The sequence below is a fragment of the Streptomyces sp. x-80 genome, from assembly GCF_046549095.1.
Classification (GTDB): domain Bacteria; phylum Actinomycetota; class Actinomycetes; order Streptomycetales; family Streptomycetaceae; genus Streptomyces; species Streptomyces celluloflavus.
Genome location: NZ_JAJPWM010000001.1, coordinates 380,491 through 396,088, shown reverse-complemented (window position 1 = coordinate 396,088; position 15,598 = coordinate 380,491). Strand labels below are relative to the sequence as shown.

At 71.4% G+C, this 15,598-nt stretch carries 10 protein-coding genes and 1 pseudogene; 4 read left to right on the top strand and 7 right to left on the bottom strand.

What is annotated here, in order from left to right:
* The first annotated feature begins 206 nt into the window (after positions 1-206).
* The gene (locus ACLJWH_RS01520; RefSeq protein WP_411139902.1) at positions 207-1,367 is read left to right on the top strand and encodes an alpha-hydroxy-acid oxidizing protein; all 1,161 of its coding nucleotides are present in this window, start codon (positions 207-209) and stop codon (positions 1,365-1,367) included.
* 307 nt (positions 1,368-1,674) lie between these two features.
* Here the strand turns inward: ACLJWH_RS01520 and ACLJWH_RS01515 are convergent, their stop codons facing one another.
* On the bottom strand, positions 1,675-2,697 hold the full coding sequence (locus tag ACLJWH_RS01515) for an ETX/MTX2 family pore-forming toxin (RefSeq protein WP_411139681.1): 1,023 nt from the start codon (positions 2,695-2,697) through the stop codon (positions 1,675-1,677).
* A gap of 303 nt (positions 2,698-3,000) precedes the next feature.
* Between ACLJWH_RS01515 and ACLJWH_RS01510 the strand changes: the two genes are divergently transcribed.
* Positions 3,001-3,129, top strand: a complete 129-nt coding sequence (locus ACLJWH_RS01510; RefSeq protein WP_411139679.1) for a hypothetical protein — start codon at positions 3,001-3,003, stop codon at positions 3,127-3,129.
* A gap of 132 nt (positions 3,130-3,261) precedes the next feature.
* Here ACLJWH_RS01510 and ACLJWH_RS01505 read toward each other — a convergent pair.
* The 3 genes and pseudogenes from ACLJWH_RS01505 to ACLJWH_RS01495 form a co-directional block, all read right to left on the bottom strand.
* Positions 3,262-4,156 (bottom strand): annotated as a pseudogene (locus ACLJWH_RS01505) (endo-beta-N-acetylglucosaminidase H).
* Positions 4,157-4,659: 503 nt separating this feature from the next.
* Positions 4,660-7,587 carry an FAD-binding and (Fe-S)-binding domain-containing protein gene (locus ACLJWH_RS01500; RefSeq protein WP_411139678.1) on the bottom strand — a complete coding sequence of 976 codons (2,928 nt, stop codon included), beginning with the start codon at positions 7,585-7,587 and terminating at the stop codon, positions 4,660-4,662.
* A gap of 122 nt (positions 7,588-7,709) precedes the next feature.
* Positions 7,710-8,876, bottom strand: a complete 1,167-nt coding sequence (locus ACLJWH_RS01495) for a pyridoxal-phosphate-dependent aminotransferase family protein (protein ID WP_411139677.1) — start codon at positions 8,874-8,876, stop codon at positions 7,710-7,712.
* A gap of 95 nt (positions 8,877-8,971) precedes the next feature.
* On the opposite strand from ACLJWH_RS01495, the gene ACLJWH_RS01490 reads away from it, so the two are divergent.
* Complete coding sequence (locus ACLJWH_RS01490; protein ID WP_411139676.1) at positions 8,972-9,736, top strand: IclR family transcriptional regulator; 765 nt, start codon at positions 8,972-8,974, stop codon at positions 9,734-9,736.
* Between the two features lie 188 nt (positions 9,737-9,924).
* Positions 9,925-11,622: an L-lactate permease gene (locus ACLJWH_RS01485; RefSeq protein WP_411139675.1), complete on the top strand. Its 1,698-nt coding sequence runs from the start codon at positions 9,925-9,927 to the stop codon at positions 11,620-11,622.
* 434 nt (positions 11,623-12,056) lie between these two features.
* Here ACLJWH_RS01485 and ACLJWH_RS01480 read toward each other — a convergent pair whose 3' ends face one another.
* Genes ACLJWH_RS01480 through ACLJWH_RS01470 form a run of 3 tightly spaced genes read right to left on the bottom strand, consistent with a single transcriptional unit; the run spans position 12,057 to position 15,598 of the window.
* Complete coding sequence (locus ACLJWH_RS01480; RefSeq protein WP_411139674.1) at positions 12,057-13,292, bottom strand: phosphopentomutase; 1,236 nt, start codon at positions 13,290-13,292, stop codon at positions 12,057-12,059.
* Between the two features lie 2 nt (positions 13,293-13,294).
* The gene (locus tag ACLJWH_RS01475; RefSeq protein WP_411139673.1) at positions 13,295-14,458 is read right to left on the bottom strand and encodes an alanine racemase; all 1,164 of its coding nucleotides are present in this window, start codon (positions 14,456-14,458) and stop codon (positions 13,295-13,297) included.
* A 6-nt stretch (positions 14,459-14,464) separates the two neighbouring features.
* Positions 14,465-15,598, bottom strand: coding sequence for an aminotransferase class V-fold PLP-dependent enzyme (locus ACLJWH_RS01470; RefSeq protein WP_411139672.1), 1,134 nt, complete (start codon positions 15,596-15,598; stop codon positions 14,465-14,467).

Genomic DNA, 15,598 nt, shown 5'->3' with positions numbered 1-15,598 from the left:
GCCCGAACTCGGTCCAGGAGGCCCGCGGCCGGAGTTGCGGGGCGCTGATCAGCGCCGGCTCGTCCGCTCTCCGCAGCGGCGGTGCCTCATCCCGCACAGTCCCCGCCTCATGAGCCGGAATCCCGCGTTCGGCGGTTTTCGTACGTCACTCTCCCGATGTGGACTGCAAGCGCCCGCATCCGGCGGGCGGGCAGGAGGGCTGGGTCATGGCGTTCGCCGACTACCAGGACGAGATCTACCTTGCCGGGCTGCGCGGGGTGGTGCCGAGCCTGCCCATGACCTCCGGCGATCTGGAGCCGCTGGCCGAGGCGGCGATGCCGCCCGCGGTGCGCTCCTATGTGGTCGGCGGTGCGGGCAACGAGTACACCCAGCGGGCCAACGTCGGCGCGTTCGAGCAGTGGGGCCTCGTCCCCCGCATGATGGTCAGTCCCACCCGGCGCGACCTGTCCGTCGACCTGTTCGGGATGCGTCTGCCCACGCCGCTGTTCATGGCCCCGGTCGGGGTGCTCGGTCTGTGTGCCCAGGACGGCCACGGTGACCTCGCCACCGCCCGCGCCGCCGCCCGCACCGGTGTGCCGATGATCGCCTCCACCCTGACCGTCGATCCGATGGAGCGGGTCGCCGCCGAGTTCGGCGACACGCCCGGCTTCTTCCAGCTCTACACGCCCACCGACCGGGAGGTGGCCGAGAGCCTGGTCCACCGGGCCGAGGCCGCGGGCTTCCAGGGCATCGTGGTCACCCTCGACACCTGGATCACCGGCTGGCGGCCCCGTGATCTGGCGGCCGGCAACTTCCCCCAGCTGCGCGGCCACTGTCTGGCCAACTACACCAGCGATCCGGTCTTCCGCGCCCGGCTCGCCAAGGCTCCCGAAGACGACCCGACCGCGGCGGTGAGGCACTGGGCGAAGATCTTCGGCAACCCCCTGACCTGGGACGACCTGCCCTGGCTGCGGTCGATCACCGACCTGCCGCTGCTCCTCAAGGGCATCTGCCACCCCGACGACGCCCGTCGCGCCAAGGACGGCGGCGTGGACGGCGTCTACTGCTCCAACCACGGCGGCCGGCAGGCCAACGGCGGCCTGCCCGCGCTCGACGCCCTGCCGGAAGTGGCCGAGGCCGCCGACGGCCTGCCCGTCCTGTTCGACTCCGGTGTCCGCACCGGAGCGGACATCATCAAGGCCCTCGCCCTGGGCGCCACCGCGGTCGGCATCGGCCGCCCCTATCTCTACGGCCTGACGCTCGCCGGCACCGACGGCGTCGTCCACGTCCTGCGTTCCCTGCTGGCCGAGGCCGACCTGCTCATGGCCGTCGACGGCTACCCCACCCTCGCCGACCTCACCCCCGACGCCCTCCGCCGCCGCGCCTGACACCCGTCAACCAGCCAGGGCCAGATCCCACACGGGTCCCACACGTCCGCGCCGTTCCAGGTCGCGTGGCGCGTGGCGCGTGCCGGCGTGCTGCGTGCGAAGCAGGTCACTACGCATGGCGAGGGGCGGCAGAAGGCAGGCGTCCGACGCCGGATCCGCCGCACACGCCCGGACCGCCGCAGCACCGCCACGCCCAGCACGACGAGGGTCTCTACGTCATCTCCGGCACGGTGCGGTTCACGGTCGGATCAGCGCGGCTGCTCCGCCACGGGAAGTTGGCCCGGGGGTCCCGGGCGACGCCGACCGGTCAGCGGCCGGCCCGGATGACCTTCGCGCCGTTCTGGCTCAGCGGGACCGGGATCGTCCGTGGCGCGCTGCTCCGCTCATGCCCGGTGAGGTCCTTCTGGATGACGTTCACGTTGAGGGACACTCCCTGGCCCCCGCCGAACTTCCCGCTCGCGAAGGCGTCCACGCCGTCCGTGGTGATCTCGTAGCCTGCCGTGTCGACGATCGAGTGGGCGCGGCAGTCACGGAACACTTCCTCGATGGGGACGAACCAGAGCCAGTGGTAGTCACCGTCGTGATTGAGGTCGACCTTCTCCTCGAACCAGATCGCCACGTTTCCCGCCAGGTTCACGGTGGCCGTCCAGTCGATGTCGTACTTCTGGGTGCCGACCACGAGCGACGCCTCGATGAGCGACTGCGGCGGAATCCTGAGCGGGAGGTCGACGCTCCAGTTCTGCGTCTCCTTGTGCGTGAACTCCTGCGTCGAGGAGAGGTTCGTCTCGATCGAGGTGGTCTCGCTGACCTTCGCCACGGCCGGGATTTCCGCCGAGACCTCGACGGTGACACCGATCTTCAACGACTCCGTGACCGAGATCCGTAGGTCCTGCTCGGTCGTCTTGCTCTGCTTGTACGTGACGCTCTGTTCGACCGCCGACCCGTTGCGGTAGTTGGTGGTCACGGAGCTGGCCTGGCCCGGTATGGGCGAGGGGGCCTTGGGGTCGTACGTGATGCCGCTGTACTCCGCGCTGACCTGGTATTTGTGGTAATCAGCGAGCGCGCTCCGCTTGCCGTAGTCGGTGGACGCGGTGAACCGACAGCCGTGGGAGCCGGGGAAGCGCTCCTTGGCCATCCACTTTCCCCACTCGTCCGTGATCTCCTGCAACGAGCGGGCCGCAGCCTTGCCCTTCGCGGTGCCCGGCCCGGCACCAGGTCGGCCGGGGGCGGCCGCCGCGGTGCCGGCAGTGGCGAGGGAAACGGGGACGGCTGCGGCGAGGCCGGCGGCCGGGGCGAGGGCGAGCAGGCGCCGCCTGGAGACATGGCTCATGGAGGTCCCAATCCGATAAGGGGCGGAACGGAGGAAACGTCGTGAACGGAGTAACGCGGTGGGCAGCAATGCAACCGGCGATCTTCCACTGCGCGTAGGGGCTTTGGTCCCGACCTCCGTCGGAGCCTGTGCCCGGGGGCCGGCCCGAGGTGTGTGCCCGGCGTCAGTCCGCGTTGGCAAGCCAGCGGTGACCTGGGCGACGTCGGCACGGGCATGCTCACCGTCCGCCGGAAACCACCAGGTCGGGAACGGTATGCAGCGGGCCAGGTCTTCAACCGGTCCGTCGGCACGCTCCGTGCCGCTGTGGAGAGGGTGTTCGCCTATCTGAAGGACGGGAAAATCCTGGCCACCCGCTACCGCGGCCCCCTCACCGCCCTCCCGGGCCTCGTCACGACCGTCACCGCCCTCCCCTTTTACGGAAAGGGCTGGTGAACCCCGTGAACAACGCTCCTGGTCTGTGGCGGGGCGGGTGCGGGGCAGAGGGCCGGGGTGCGGGGAGGCGCAGGTCGAAACCGGGGTCCTGGCCGGCTTCCGGCGCACCACCGCCGGAAGCCGGCCAGGGCCTTACGGGGTGTAGACGGCGTCGCTGCCGTACAACTCCTTGGTGAAGCTGGAGATATAGGTGTGCTGGTCGGAACCGTCCAGGTTGTACGTCAGGTACACGCCGTAACCTTCACTCACGGTTCGCTTGGCGAAGCTGGCCGCGGTGCTCGTGGGCGTCGCTCCGATCTCGACGGCCGCCGGCGAGAGGCCCGACTTGGGCAGTGAGATTCCCGGAACACCCCACGTGCCGTAGTACGGGTTCCAGGCGTAGTTGAACTTCGACGAGATGTCCACGCCACCGTAGGACAGGCTCGATGCCGACGGGCCGATGTTGTAAAGGGAGATGAGCTTGTTGGGCATGTTGTCGCGCAACGCGGAAACCAGGTGGACGAAAGAGCTGTCGTTGGGTTGGCCGGTGCCGTTCTTCCCGTACTCGGCGTACTCGTCGTCGAAGTCGATGCCGTCCAGCCCGTACTTGCTCACGGTGTCGGACAACTGCTTGGCGAACGCCGAGGCCGCGTCCTTGGACGGGAAGTTGGCGAAGCCGGCGCCCTGGTGGTTGCCGAGCACCGACAGCATGACCTTGATGCCCTTGGCCTGCAACGGCCGGATCTGGGTCTCCGCGTTGTCGAGGACGCGCTGCACATTGTCGTTGAAGTACAGGTACGCCGACTTCTTCGTGGTCGGCGAAGATGACGGCGACGTCGAACACGTTGCCGCCACCGTTGGCCAGCGTGTATTTGCCGACGTTGAGCATGCTGTTGCTGTTGACCTCGATATAGGCCACCGAGGTCGGCCCGTTCTTGGCGGGCGCTGCCGCCGCGGGGGTCATTGCCGTCGTGCCGACCGCGAGCGCTGCTGCGGCCAGGAATGCGAGCGCGGCCTTCCGCGCTCTGCCCCGACCAAAAGTGAACATCGTTGATCAGTCTCCCGTCGAGTGGGCTGGCATCATGAACTTGTTCAGAGCACCAGCAGCAAGCACGCACCGCGCCCAGGACCGTTCGGATCAACGCCTGTCGGCACCGATCCCGGACAGGCCCGGTGTGCGGCCCGTCGTTCCACTCCGTCGACGCGGGATGCGCCGGTGTCTCCGTGACTACAACTGGTATAGCGTCATATATGCCCATGTCAGGAACGCTGTCAAGGTATGTGCGTTGGCGGTGGCTCCCCCTCGGGCGACCGGACTCCGGCCTCGGGAGTCCGGATGGGAACCCCGAAGGGTTCGCGGGCGCTGGGCCCGCGCCGGCAGGCGGTCCCGATACCGCGCCGGCTGCGCGAGAAGACGGGGGTTCCTCGTCGGAAAGGCCGGGGACTCCCCCGCCTGCCTGCCCGCCGACCGGCGCACCGCCCCCCACTCCCGAGGACCTCGGCAACAGCGGACGGGCCCGTGACCGCATCGCGTCACAGGACCCCATCGCCTCACAGCGCCGCTTCGCGCAGCAGCTGGACCGGGTGCCAGGCGTGGCGTTCCGTGCCGTGGGAGATCTGCTGGCGGCAGGAGACGCCGGTGGCCACGATCACGGTGCCGGAGTCTTCCGTGCGGATCGCGGGGAACAGCCGGTCGGCGCCGATCTGCATCGACAGGTCGTAGTGCTCGGTCTCGAAGCCGAAGGAGCCTGCCATTCCGCAGCATCCCGCGTCCAGTTCGACGACTTCGACGCCGGGTATGCGCCGCAGCAGGTCCACGGTCGCCGCCGTGCCGACCGCCGCCTTCTGATGGCAGTGCCCGTGGTAGAGCAGCCGGCGGCCGGCCGGCCAGGAGTCGTCGCCGAGGCGCAGCCGTCCGTCGTCGATGGCTTCGGCGAGCAGTTCCTCCACCTGGCGGACCCGGCCGGCGATGTCCTTGACCGCCGGGTCGTCCGGGAGCAGCGCCAGATGCTCGTCGCGCAGAGTCATGAGGCAGGAGGGTTCGCAGCCGACGATCGGTGACCCGGGGTCCGTGGTCGCCACGAGATGCCCGGCGAGCGCGCGGGCCTCGCGTGCGGCGTCCACCAGCAGGCCCTTGGAGAGGGCGGCGCGACCACAGCAGCCGCCGCTGCTCAGCCGGACCTGCCAGCCGGCGCGCTCCAGCAGTTCGATGGCGGCCCGGCCGATGTCCGGTTCCGTATAGGTGGTGAACGAATCGGCGAGGAAGGTGACCTGGCCCTGGGTGGCCGCGACGTCGGGTTGATCGCGCCGACGGAACCAGCGCACCAGGTTGCGGCGTACGAAGACGGGCAGCGGCCGGGCGGCGGCGATGCCGGGGACGCGGGCCATCAGCCGTCGCAGCGGGCGGAGCCGGCCCGGCAGGTTCGACAGCGGGGCGGTGGCGGAGCCCAGCCGGTTGAGCAGGCGGACGGCGCCGAAGAGGCGGGAGCGCAGCGGCGTGCCGTGCTGCTCGTGGTAGTGGGACAGCGCCTCGCTCTTGAGGGTGGCCATGTCGACGCCGAGCGGGCATTCGCTCTTGCACGCCTTGCACATCAGGCACAGGTCGAGCACCTCGTGCAGCCGCTCGTCGCCGAGGGCCGCCTTCGGGTCCGGTTCCGACAACGCCTGCACCAGCGCGTTCGCCCGTCCTCGGGTGGAGTCCTCCTCGCGCCGGGTCGCCATGTACGACGGGCACATCGTGCCGGTGCCGCTCTTGCGACACAGGCCGATGTTCATGCAGCGGTCCGCCGCCGCGCGCATCCCCCCGACGACTTCGAAGGAGAGGTGGGTACGGATCGGTCCGGCGGCGGGGAGCGCGGGATCCCGCAGGTTGTCCGTCATCGGCGGCGCGTCGACGATCTTGCCGGGGTTCATCCGGTGGTCCGGGTCGAAGACCCGCTTCACCTGCCGCATGGCCTCGTACAGTTCGTCGCCGAAGATCTCGCGGTTGAACTCGCTGCGGGCCAGGCCGTCGCCGTGCTCGCTGGAGTTGACGCCGCCGTACTCCGTCACCAGGTCCTTGATCTCCTCGGCGACGGCGCGCATCCGGTGCACCTGCGCGGGGTCGGTGAGGTCGACGAACGGGCGGATGTGCAGGCATCCGACGGAGCAGTGGCCGTAGAACCCGGCCGTCATGCCGTACTTGTCGAGGGTCTCCTTGAACCGGCGGGTGTAGTCGGCCAGGTGGACGGGGTCGACGGCGGTGTCCTCGACGAACGCCAGCGGGCGGCGCGTCCCCTCGCCGGCGGCCATCAGGAGTCCGAGTCCGGCCTTGCGCACCTTCAGGAGGGCGGACTGCTGCCGCGGGGTGACGGCCGGGAGGGTGTGGTAGCCGTGCCCGTTGCGCTGCCAGCGGCCGGACAGTCGCGCCAACTGCTCCCGCAGGGCGTCCTCGTCGTCGCCGGTGAAGGACACGAACAGCAGGGCGTCGGGGTCGCCGTGCAGGACCGTCCCGAGGGAGGCGTATTCGATCTTCTGGCGGGACAGGTCGAGAATCGTCCGGTCCAGCAGCTCCACGGCGGAGGGGTCGCAGGCCAGGGCGTCGCCGGTGGCGGCGATGGCGTTCTGGGTCGAGGTGAAGTGACCGACGGCGATGACGGTGTGCGCGGGTTTGGGGACGAGATCGACGAGTGCCCTCGTGACGACCGCGAGCGTCCCCTCGGAACCGACGACGAACTTGGCCAGGTCGAACGGGAGGTCCTGGCGGGCGAGCCGGTCGAGCCGGTATCCGCCGGCCCGGCGCCAGAATCGCGGGAATCCGTCCGCGATGGCCTGCGCGTTGTCGCGGAGGATCTCCGGCAGTCTGCGGTACAACTCCCCTTCCATGGTCTGGAGTTGTGCGCGCGCGGCGCGGTCCGTCTCGTCGAGCGGGGCGAAATGTGCGCGGCTGCCGTCGGCCAGCACCACGTCCAGTTCCCGGACGTGGTCGATCGTCATGCCGTGGCGGAGGGAACCGCTGCCGGCCGAGTTGTTGCCGATCATGCCGCCGATGGTGGCGCGGTTGCTGGTCGAGGTGTCGGGGCCGAACATCAGGCCGAAGGGGGCGGCGGCCCGGTTCAGCTGGTCCTGTACGACGCCGGGCTCCACCAGTGCGGTGCGGCGCCGGGGGTCGATCTCGATGATCCGGTCCAGGTGCCGTGACAGGTCGATGACCAGGCCGGGCCCGACCGTCTGGCCGGCGAGGCTGGTGGCGGCGCCGCGCGGCACGAGGGGAACACCGTACGCGGCGGCGGCCGCGACGGCCGCGGCCACATCGTCGGCATCGCGCGGGAACACCACGCCGAGCGGGGTGATCGCGTACATGCTGGCGTCGCGGGAGAACAGCCCGCGGGTGTAGTCGTCGAACCGGACCTCGCCCTTCAGGTCGCGTGCGAGCCGGTCCCGCAGCCCTCGCGTGTCGGTGGTGTGCGCGTCGGCGGGGCTGTCGTCGGTGACGGTCATGCTCCTCTTCTCCTTCTCCTTACCGCGTGCGGTATTGCCGGGTGGGCGGTGTCGGGTGCGTGGTGCCGGGTAGCGGTGCCAGCGCGCGGAGCGCGGCGCCCGGAGCGTGCGGTACGGGCCGCTCAGGCGGAACGCAGCACGTCGAGCGCCGCGTTGACGCCCCGCGGATCAGCCGGCACGCCGGAGAGCTGGAGACCCATCTGCACCCCGGCGAGGGTTCCGGCGAGCGTCAGGTCGTTGAAGTGGCCCAGGTGCCCGATACGGAAGACCCGGCCGGCGAGCCGGCCGAGTCCCGCCCCCAGGGACATGTCGAACCGTTCCAGGACGGTCTCGCGCACGGCGTCGGCGTCCACGCCGGGCGGGGTGAGCACGGCGGTCAGCGAGCCGGAGTACTCCCGTTCGTCGGCGCAGAGCACCTCAAGTCCCCAGGCGTGGACGGCCGCCCGGGTGGCGCGGGCGTGCCGGGCGTGGCGGGCGAAGACGGCCGGCAGGCCCTCGGCGTACAGCATCCGGAGCGCCTCTTCGAGGCCGTAGAGCAGGTTGGTCGCCGGGGTGTGGGGGAAGTAGCCGCTCTCGTTGGCCGCGATGACCGGTGCCCAGTCCCAGTAGGACGCGCTCAGGCGCGCGGTGCGCGACGCGTGCAGCGCCTTGTCGCTGATGGCGTTGAAGCTCAGTCCGGGCGGCAGCATCAGCCCCTTCTGGGAGCCGGCGACCGTGACGTCGACGCCCCATTCGTCGTGCCGGTAGTCGAGGGAGCCGAGGGAGGAGACCGTGTCGACCAGGAGCAGGGCGGGGTGTGCGGTCTCGTCGATGGCGCGCCGGATGTCCGGGACGCGGCTGGTCACGCCGGTGGAGGTCTCGTTGTGCACCACGCAGACCGCCTTGACGGTGTGTGCCCGGTCCGCGCCGAGTACGTCGGCGACCGCGGCCGGGTCGGCGCCGTGCCGCCAGTCGCCGGGCAGACAGGTGACGTCCAGGCCGAGCCGCTGCGCCATCTCCCGCCAGAGTGTGGCGAAGTGCCCGGTCTCGAAGCACAGCACCCGGTCCCCGGGGCTGAGCGTGTTCACCAGGGCCGCCTCCCAGGCACCGGTGCCGGACGCGGGGTAGATCACGATCGGTCCGCCGGTGCCGAAGACCGGCTTCAGCGCGTCCAGCAACCGGCGGGTCAGGGCGGCGAATTCGGGGCCGCGGTGGTCGATGGTCGGTGCCGCGATGGCGCGCAGTACCTGCTCCGGGACGTTCGTGGGGCCGGGGATCTGGAGGAAGTGCCGGCCGGAGTGGAGGGTCACGCTTGACCGCCTCTCACATCTTGTGCCGTATTACGGCACGCCGTACCGTACGGTGGCACATGGAGGGTAGTCAGCCGCCGATCGAGGAGTCAACGGTGCAGAACGTGCTGAACGCGCTGCGGGTGCTGGAGGCCGTGGCCGCGCGGCAGCCGGTGGGCGTCGCCGCCGTCGCGCAGGAGACGGGCCTCCCCAAGAGCACCGCGCAGCGCGCCCTGCGTACGTTGCAGACGGCGGGCTGGATCCGCCCCGCGGGCGGCGAGCTGACCCGCTGGGTCGTCACCACGAAGGCCCTCCAGGTGGGGCGGCGGGCGACCGGCGAACTCGGGCTGCGCGACGTGGCGGTGCCGGTGATGGAGACGTTGCGCGCCCGCACCGACGAGACGGTGCATCTGGCCGTGCCGGAGGGCGGCAAGGTGGTGCTCGTCGAGCGGCTGGAGACCGCACAGCCGGTGCGCATCGTGCTGCCGCTCGGCACCGACCTGCCGCTGCACGCGTCGGCCAACGGCAAGGCGGTACTGGCGGCAGGCGGGCCGGAGCCGGTCGAGGAACTGCTCGCGAACGGACTCCCCCGGCACACGGACACCACGAACACGGAGCCGGACCGGCTGCGCGCGGAACTGGTGGCGATCCGGGAGCGGGGGTACGCGACCAACAGCGGTGAATGGCGGGCGGATGTCTCTGCGGTCGCCGCCCCGGTCGTCCTCGGCTCGGGACGGGTGGTCGCGAGCATCAGCGTCAACGTGCCGACGAGCCGGATGACCGAGGAGAGCCGCGCCGCCTTCGGCGCCCTCGTGCGGACGGCGGCCCGGGACATCGCGCGCGGCCTGGACGGGGCGGCCCGCGGCGACGACGGCCCCTGACGGTCCGCCGCGGCGACGCGGATTCCTCACGCACGGCATCTTGACGCACCGGAAGAGCCGCTCCCATGCTCGCAAGGCGGAAACCAGCTTCCATTCGTCGGAAGTAATCGGGTTCCGGCTGTATGCCGGGGCCCAACTGAGCGCACTCGCGGCCGGTCTCCGGCACCTCAAGGAAGCGAGCCTCACGCGTGTACCGTCAAGAAATCGATCCGCTCGGGCACCTCCCCTTCTCCGCTCTTCTCGCCGCCCTTCCTCTTCTGGTCCTGCTGATACTTCTGGGCGCCGTGCGCATGAAATCCCACTGGGCCGGGCTCACCGGCCTCGCCGTGGCACTCGTTCTCGCCGTGAGCGTTTACGGAATGCCGCTCCGGCAGGCCGCGGACGGCGCCCTGGAAGGCGCGGCATTCGGCCTGCTCCCCATCGTCTGGATCATTCTCAACGCGGTCTGGATCAACAAACTCCAGCGCGCCAGCGGCCATTTCGACATCATCGGCCGGGCTTTCTCGTCCCTCTCCACCGATTTCCGCGTACAGGCGATAGTGGTCGCCTTCTGTTTCGGGGCGATGATCGAATCACTGTCGGGCTTCGGTACGCCGATCGCCGTCACCGCGCTCATCCTCATGACGATCGGTCTCACCCCCCTCAAGGCCGCGGCCGTCGCCACCTTCGCCAACACCGCCCCGGCGGCGTTCGGTTCGGTGGGCAATCCCATCGAAGCCCTGGCGAAGGCCACCTCACTGCCGGCCGACGAACTGGGGGCCATGGTCGGCCGTCAGTCGGCGGTCATCGCGTTCCTCGTCCCCTTCGCCCTGCTGCTGATCCTCGACGGCAGGCGCGGGCTGCGCCAGGTGTGGCCGGCCGCGCTCGTGGCGGGACTGGGCTTCGGGGCCGGCCAGTTCGTCTGCTCCAACTTCTTCGTGGAACAGCTCACCGACCTGGTCGCCGCCACCACCGCGACCGGCGCCGTGGTCCTGCTCCTGCGCTTCTGGTCACCGGCACCGGCCGAACCCACCCGTCCGGCGCCCCCGCCCCCCACCGGGCCGCCGGCACCTCCGGGCACCCCCCGGGCCGCACCCGCCACCACCACACTCGCCGCCCCTGCCGCCACCACCCTCCGCACGGAAGACCCCGGCACCCGGCACCGTCGCGAAGTCCTCAAGGCGTTCTCCCCCTATGCCCTGCTGACCGTGCTGTTCGCGCTCACCTCCGTCGAGGGGCCGGTGGAACGGTTCGTCCACGACCAGGGCGTGACCTTCCGCTGGCCCGGTCTGAACGTGCTGAGTCCGCAGGGCACGCCGGTCACGGCGGCCACCTTCGATCTCAACTGGCTCGGCACCTCCGGCACCATGCTGCTGCTCACCGGACTCCTGACGGCACTCGTGCTCCGCGTACCGCCCCGCGCCGCCCTGCGCTGTTACGGCCAGGCGTTCCGGCAGATCCGCTGGGCCGTACTGACCATCAGCTGTGTCCTCGCGCTCTCCTACGTCATGAATCTCTCCGGTATGGCCGTCTCGCTCGGCACCTGGCTCGCCGGGCTGGGCAGCGTATTCGCCCTGCTCTCCGGATTCCTCGGCTGGTTCGGCGTGGCCCTCACCGGATCCGACACCTCGTCGAACGCGCTCTTCGGAGGAATGCAGATCGCCGCGGCGCACCGTATCGGGATTTCCCCTCTCCTCATGGCCGCCACCAACAGCACGGGCGGAGTCCAGGGAAAGGCCGCCGCGATGCAGAATCTCGCCATCGCCGCCGGCGCCGTGGGACTTCCCGGAAAGGAGGGCGACATACTGCGCAAGGTCATCGGCTGGAGCCTCGCACTGCTCGCGGTCTTCTGTGTGCTCGCCTTTCTGCAATCCACCGTTCTCACCTGGACGATTCCCGGCGGGTGAGCGGGCGCTGAGGGCTGTCCCGTCATACCTGGTGGATCAGCGCGCGGCGTCAGATGCGGTGCATCGCACGGCGGAGGAGCGTCCGCATACCGGGTGTATGTGGACGTTCCGACAACGCGGCGAGGTGCCGTAGCTGTCGTCGCGCGCCCACCAGGTATGACGGGACAGCCCTCAGGGAGCGGCCGAGGGGCCACGGCATCCGCGCGGGCCCTCAACCTCCCGTTGCTGTACGGGAGTTGAAGTGGAGCCCCGGTGCGGAATCCGGCCGTCACCAGCCGCGGGACCACCTCTTCGGGACTCCCCGCGGCGTCCGGCCTTCGGAATGGCCGGGCGCTCGGTGGCCTGTCCGGCGCGGACGGTGGTCGCCTTCCGCTGCCTCCCGGCGCCAGATGCGTGAGCGCGCCCGCCTGTTCAGGTTGCCGGGCCCCTGCCGCTCACGCCTCCGTGGCCGGGGCCCGTCCGATCTCCGCTCCGTTCGCCAGTCCGGCCGGGTCGAGGCCCAGCGAAACCGCGGCCGTCGCCCCCACGTCCGCAAGGCTTCCCGCGTCCGGCAGCAGCTCCACTCCGGGTATGCCGGGGCGGTGGATGAGCACGGGGACGTACTCGCGCGTGTGGTAGGCGTGTCCGATCGTCGGGTCGTTGCCGTGGTCGCCGGTGACGATGAGCCGGTCACCCGGGGCGCCGAGCAGCGCGGTCAGCGCCGCCAGGCCCGCGTCGGCCTGTTCCAGGATCCGTCCGTAGCGCACGGCGTCCTGCTGGTGTCCCGCCAGGTCGCTCTCCTGGACGTTGGCCACGACCAGCGCGTCGCCCTCGGCGCGGACGGCCTCCAGGGTGTGGGCGAGGACGTCCGCGGTGGGCACCGCGGGCCGCCGCACCGCCTCGTCGCAGGCCAGGATGTCCGCCGCCTTGCCGACCAGCGTCACCGGAATCCCGGCCCGCGCGGCGAGGTCGGGCAGTTGCCGGGCGTGGTCGAGTGGCGCGCCGAGATGCTGCACCTGGAGCCCGCCGTTGCGGTAGAACCCGGTCGCCGGGGTGTCCAGCCCGACCGTGCCGGCGTCCCCTTCGCGTACGGACTCCGACAGCGGCCGCTCCGCGTGCCCGCCCACCGCGATGACCCGGGCGACGGGCGCCACGGACCGCACCGTACGGGCGATGGACAGCAGCCCGTCGAAGCCGATGTCCTCCAGCCGGGCCGAGGCGTTCCAGTTGATGCCCGGGTCGGCCTCCAGGTTGTCGTGCACGAGGACGGCGCCGTCGACGATCAACAGGGGCTTTCCGCCGAGGAGTTCGACCCGGTGGCCGGCGTCCTCCAGGGTCTGGGTGACCTCGTCCAGGTGGGTGGCGAGCCGCGCCACCGTCACCTTGCTGAAGTCGGCGCCCATCATCGTCTGATGGCCCGCGAAGGTGTCCGCACCGGGATAGCCGAGCGCGGCCCGGCCCACCGCGACCGGGAGGCGGGTGTGCCGGGCCAGGTCCGGGTGGGGGTGGACCAGACCCAGGCCGAGCGCGCCGAGCGCGGGCAGGCGCAGTGGACGGCCGAGCGCCTCGCGGCACCGGTCCAGGACGTGCCCGCAGGTGTCGGCGGCCAGGTCACCGGGGCGCAGGGCCCCCGCGTCCGGCATCGCGCCGACGCCGAATCCGTCGATGACGACGATGACGGTCTTGGCCATGATCAGTACTCCCTTCCCTGGGTGTCGTACAGGCCGGCCAGGCGCGGCTCGCCGGTGGACAGGCCGGCGACGACGGCGACCTTGGCGCGGGTGACGAAGATCTGTGTGCGGAAGGCGAGCAGGGCGGTGTCGCCCGCCCGCACGTCCTGTCCCGGCGCGGGCGCGTCGAGGAGGCGGTAGTAGTCGATGTTCTCGGCGGGCGAGTCCTGCACCGGCAGGCGCAGGCCGGTGCGCGGCAGCAGTGCGCTCCGGATGTGCGCGCGGGGGTAGAAACCGCCGCCGAACACCGCCGGGCGGCCGTCCGCGAGGGTGTGCGCGACCTCGGTGACGTAGACGTACGCGGGCTTCTCGGGCTGGGTGACGTCGTGGGCGTGCAGCGGTGTGGTGCCGGTGAGGGAGTGGCCCGGCTCCCCGTGGGTGGCGCCCAGTTCGGCGAGCAGCGGCAGCGAGGCCACGGAGGTCGCGCTCGGGGCGCTCAGCTTCAGGTCCTGGTGTCCGCGCCCTGCCAGCAGCGTGCGTGCCTTGAGGGTCAGTTCGAAGGTAGGCGTGGGCCGCGGCACCCCGGTGTGCGGGTCGCACAGGACGCAGGGAAAGGCCGTGACGCCCGCGATGCGTACGCCGGGCAGCTGCTCCACCACCGCCGCGAACCCGTCGAGCCCGGCCGGCGGAACCCCGCCTTCCTGGCCCGGGTAGACCGACCCCGGCGCGCCTTCGAGGCGGATGAGGATGTCCTGCGTGAAGCCGAGGTCCTGGGCGGCGGCGGAGACCGCGCGGGCGTTGGCCAGGTCGTAGACGGTGACCGTCTCCGGCCGCCAGGCGAGCATCTCGGGCAGGTCGCGGTGCGGGATCTGCACGAGGTGGCCGAGGTTGCCCGCGCGGGCGCCCGCCGCGTGCAGGGTGCGGGCCTCGGGCGCGTCGATGGCGGCGTACCGCGGGATGTGCCGGGCGATGGCCTTGATCAGCTCGGGGTTGCGGCCGAGCTGCTTGACGACGAACCACAGGGTCAGGCCGAGCCGGTCCGCCTCGGCCGCGAGCAGCCGGGCGTTGGACTCGATGGCGTCGAGGTCCATGACGTAGGTGTCGGGCGGGATCTCGCCGCGCCGGTGGAGGTCGGCCGCGGTGTCGACCAGCTCGGGGTTGCGGGTGAGCAGGCTGTCGAGGAACACGGTCGGTCAGTCCTTCACTGGTGCCGGGTCCGCGGCCGTCGCGTCGAGCGCGCGGCGCAGGATGTCGATCACGAGGTCCGCGCCCGCGCGCATCGGGTTGATCCGGACCGTCCAGTCGGCGAGTTCGGGGGAATCGTCGAGGGACGAGCTGGACATCCGGTAGAAGAGCGGCGCGATCTCGTACCGGGAGTTGGAACCCACGGGGTAGGGCGCGGCGCCGAACTTCTTGGCCATGGCGGGCAGTTCGCGGGCCACGGGGCGGTCGAGGCGGACGAGGAGGCAGCGGTCCTGCGCGTTGGCGATCCGTACCTCGGCCACGCCCGGCACCTCGCCGGCGGTGAGCCGTTCGGCGACCTCCGCGCCGACGCGGGACTGCACCGCCCACATCACGGGCACGTGGGTGAGGGCGCGCAGCGCGTCGAGCGCCTGGTGGCCCTGGACCTGGCCGCCGCCCGAGTAGTTGTCCGCGCGGACGTGCGCGACGAGGTCACGGGCGCCGACGACGACCCCGACGCCCTCGGGCCCGTGCAGCTTGAACAGGGAGAAGCAGGAGGCGTCGGCGCCGAGTTCGACGCCGCCGGCGGGCACCCGCAGTACGGCGTAGTTGTCGTCGACGAGGGTGCGTACCCCGGCCTCGGCGCAGGCCGCGAGGATCGCGCCCGGGTCGTAGGAGTCACCGAGCCGCTGCCGGGTGTGCTGCACATAGGCCCAGCGGAACCGGCCGGAGCCCAGGGCCTCCGTCAGGGCCGCCGGGTCGTTGAAGTCGGCCTCGACGGTCTCGACGCCGAGGCCGCGCAGGGTGACGTCGGTGGTGCGGTAGACGGGTGCCCGGTGGATGAGCAGCGGGTCGCCGGCGCCGACGGCGGCGCTGAGGGCGGCGCGGATCGCCCCGGTGCCGGCGCCCTGGACGAGCGCGGCGTCCTCGGCGCCGAAGAAGTCGGCGAGCACGGCCTCGGCCTTGGCGGTCGTCCGCGGCCGGCCGAGGCCGGGCACGACGCCGGCGTCGGCGGTGAACAGCTCGTCGCCCTCGAAGTGCGCGGCGACGCGCTCCAGCAGCCGGAACTGCGTGGCGACGGCGTCGTCGACCGGGACGGTGGCGAGCGGGAAGGTCTCGGGGAGGGCGGGTCCTTCGGCGGTCAT

Excerpts from the sequence above, each read along its gene's own strand:
- ACLJWH_RS01500 (WP_411139678.1), bottom strand. The coding sequence starts at position 7,587 with ATGACCGTCACCGACGACAGCCCCGCCGACGCGCACACCACCGACACG.
- ACLJWH_RS01480 (WP_411139674.1), bottom strand. The coding sequence starts at position 13,292 with ATGGCCAAGACCGTCATCGTCGTCATCGACGGATTCGGCGTCGGCGCG.
- ACLJWH_RS01520 (WP_411139902.1), top strand. The coding sequence starts at position 207 with ATGGCGTTCGCCGACTACCAGGACGAGATCTACCTTGCCGGGCTGCGC.
- ACLJWH_RS01515 (WP_411139681.1), bottom strand. The coding sequence starts at position 2,697 with ATGAGCCATGTCTCCAGGCGGCGCCTGCTCGCCCTCGCCCCGGCCGCC.
- ACLJWH_RS01470 (WP_411139672.1), bottom strand. The coding sequence starts at position 15,598 with ATGACCGCCGAAGGACCCGCCCTCCCCGAGACCTTCCCGCTCGCCACC.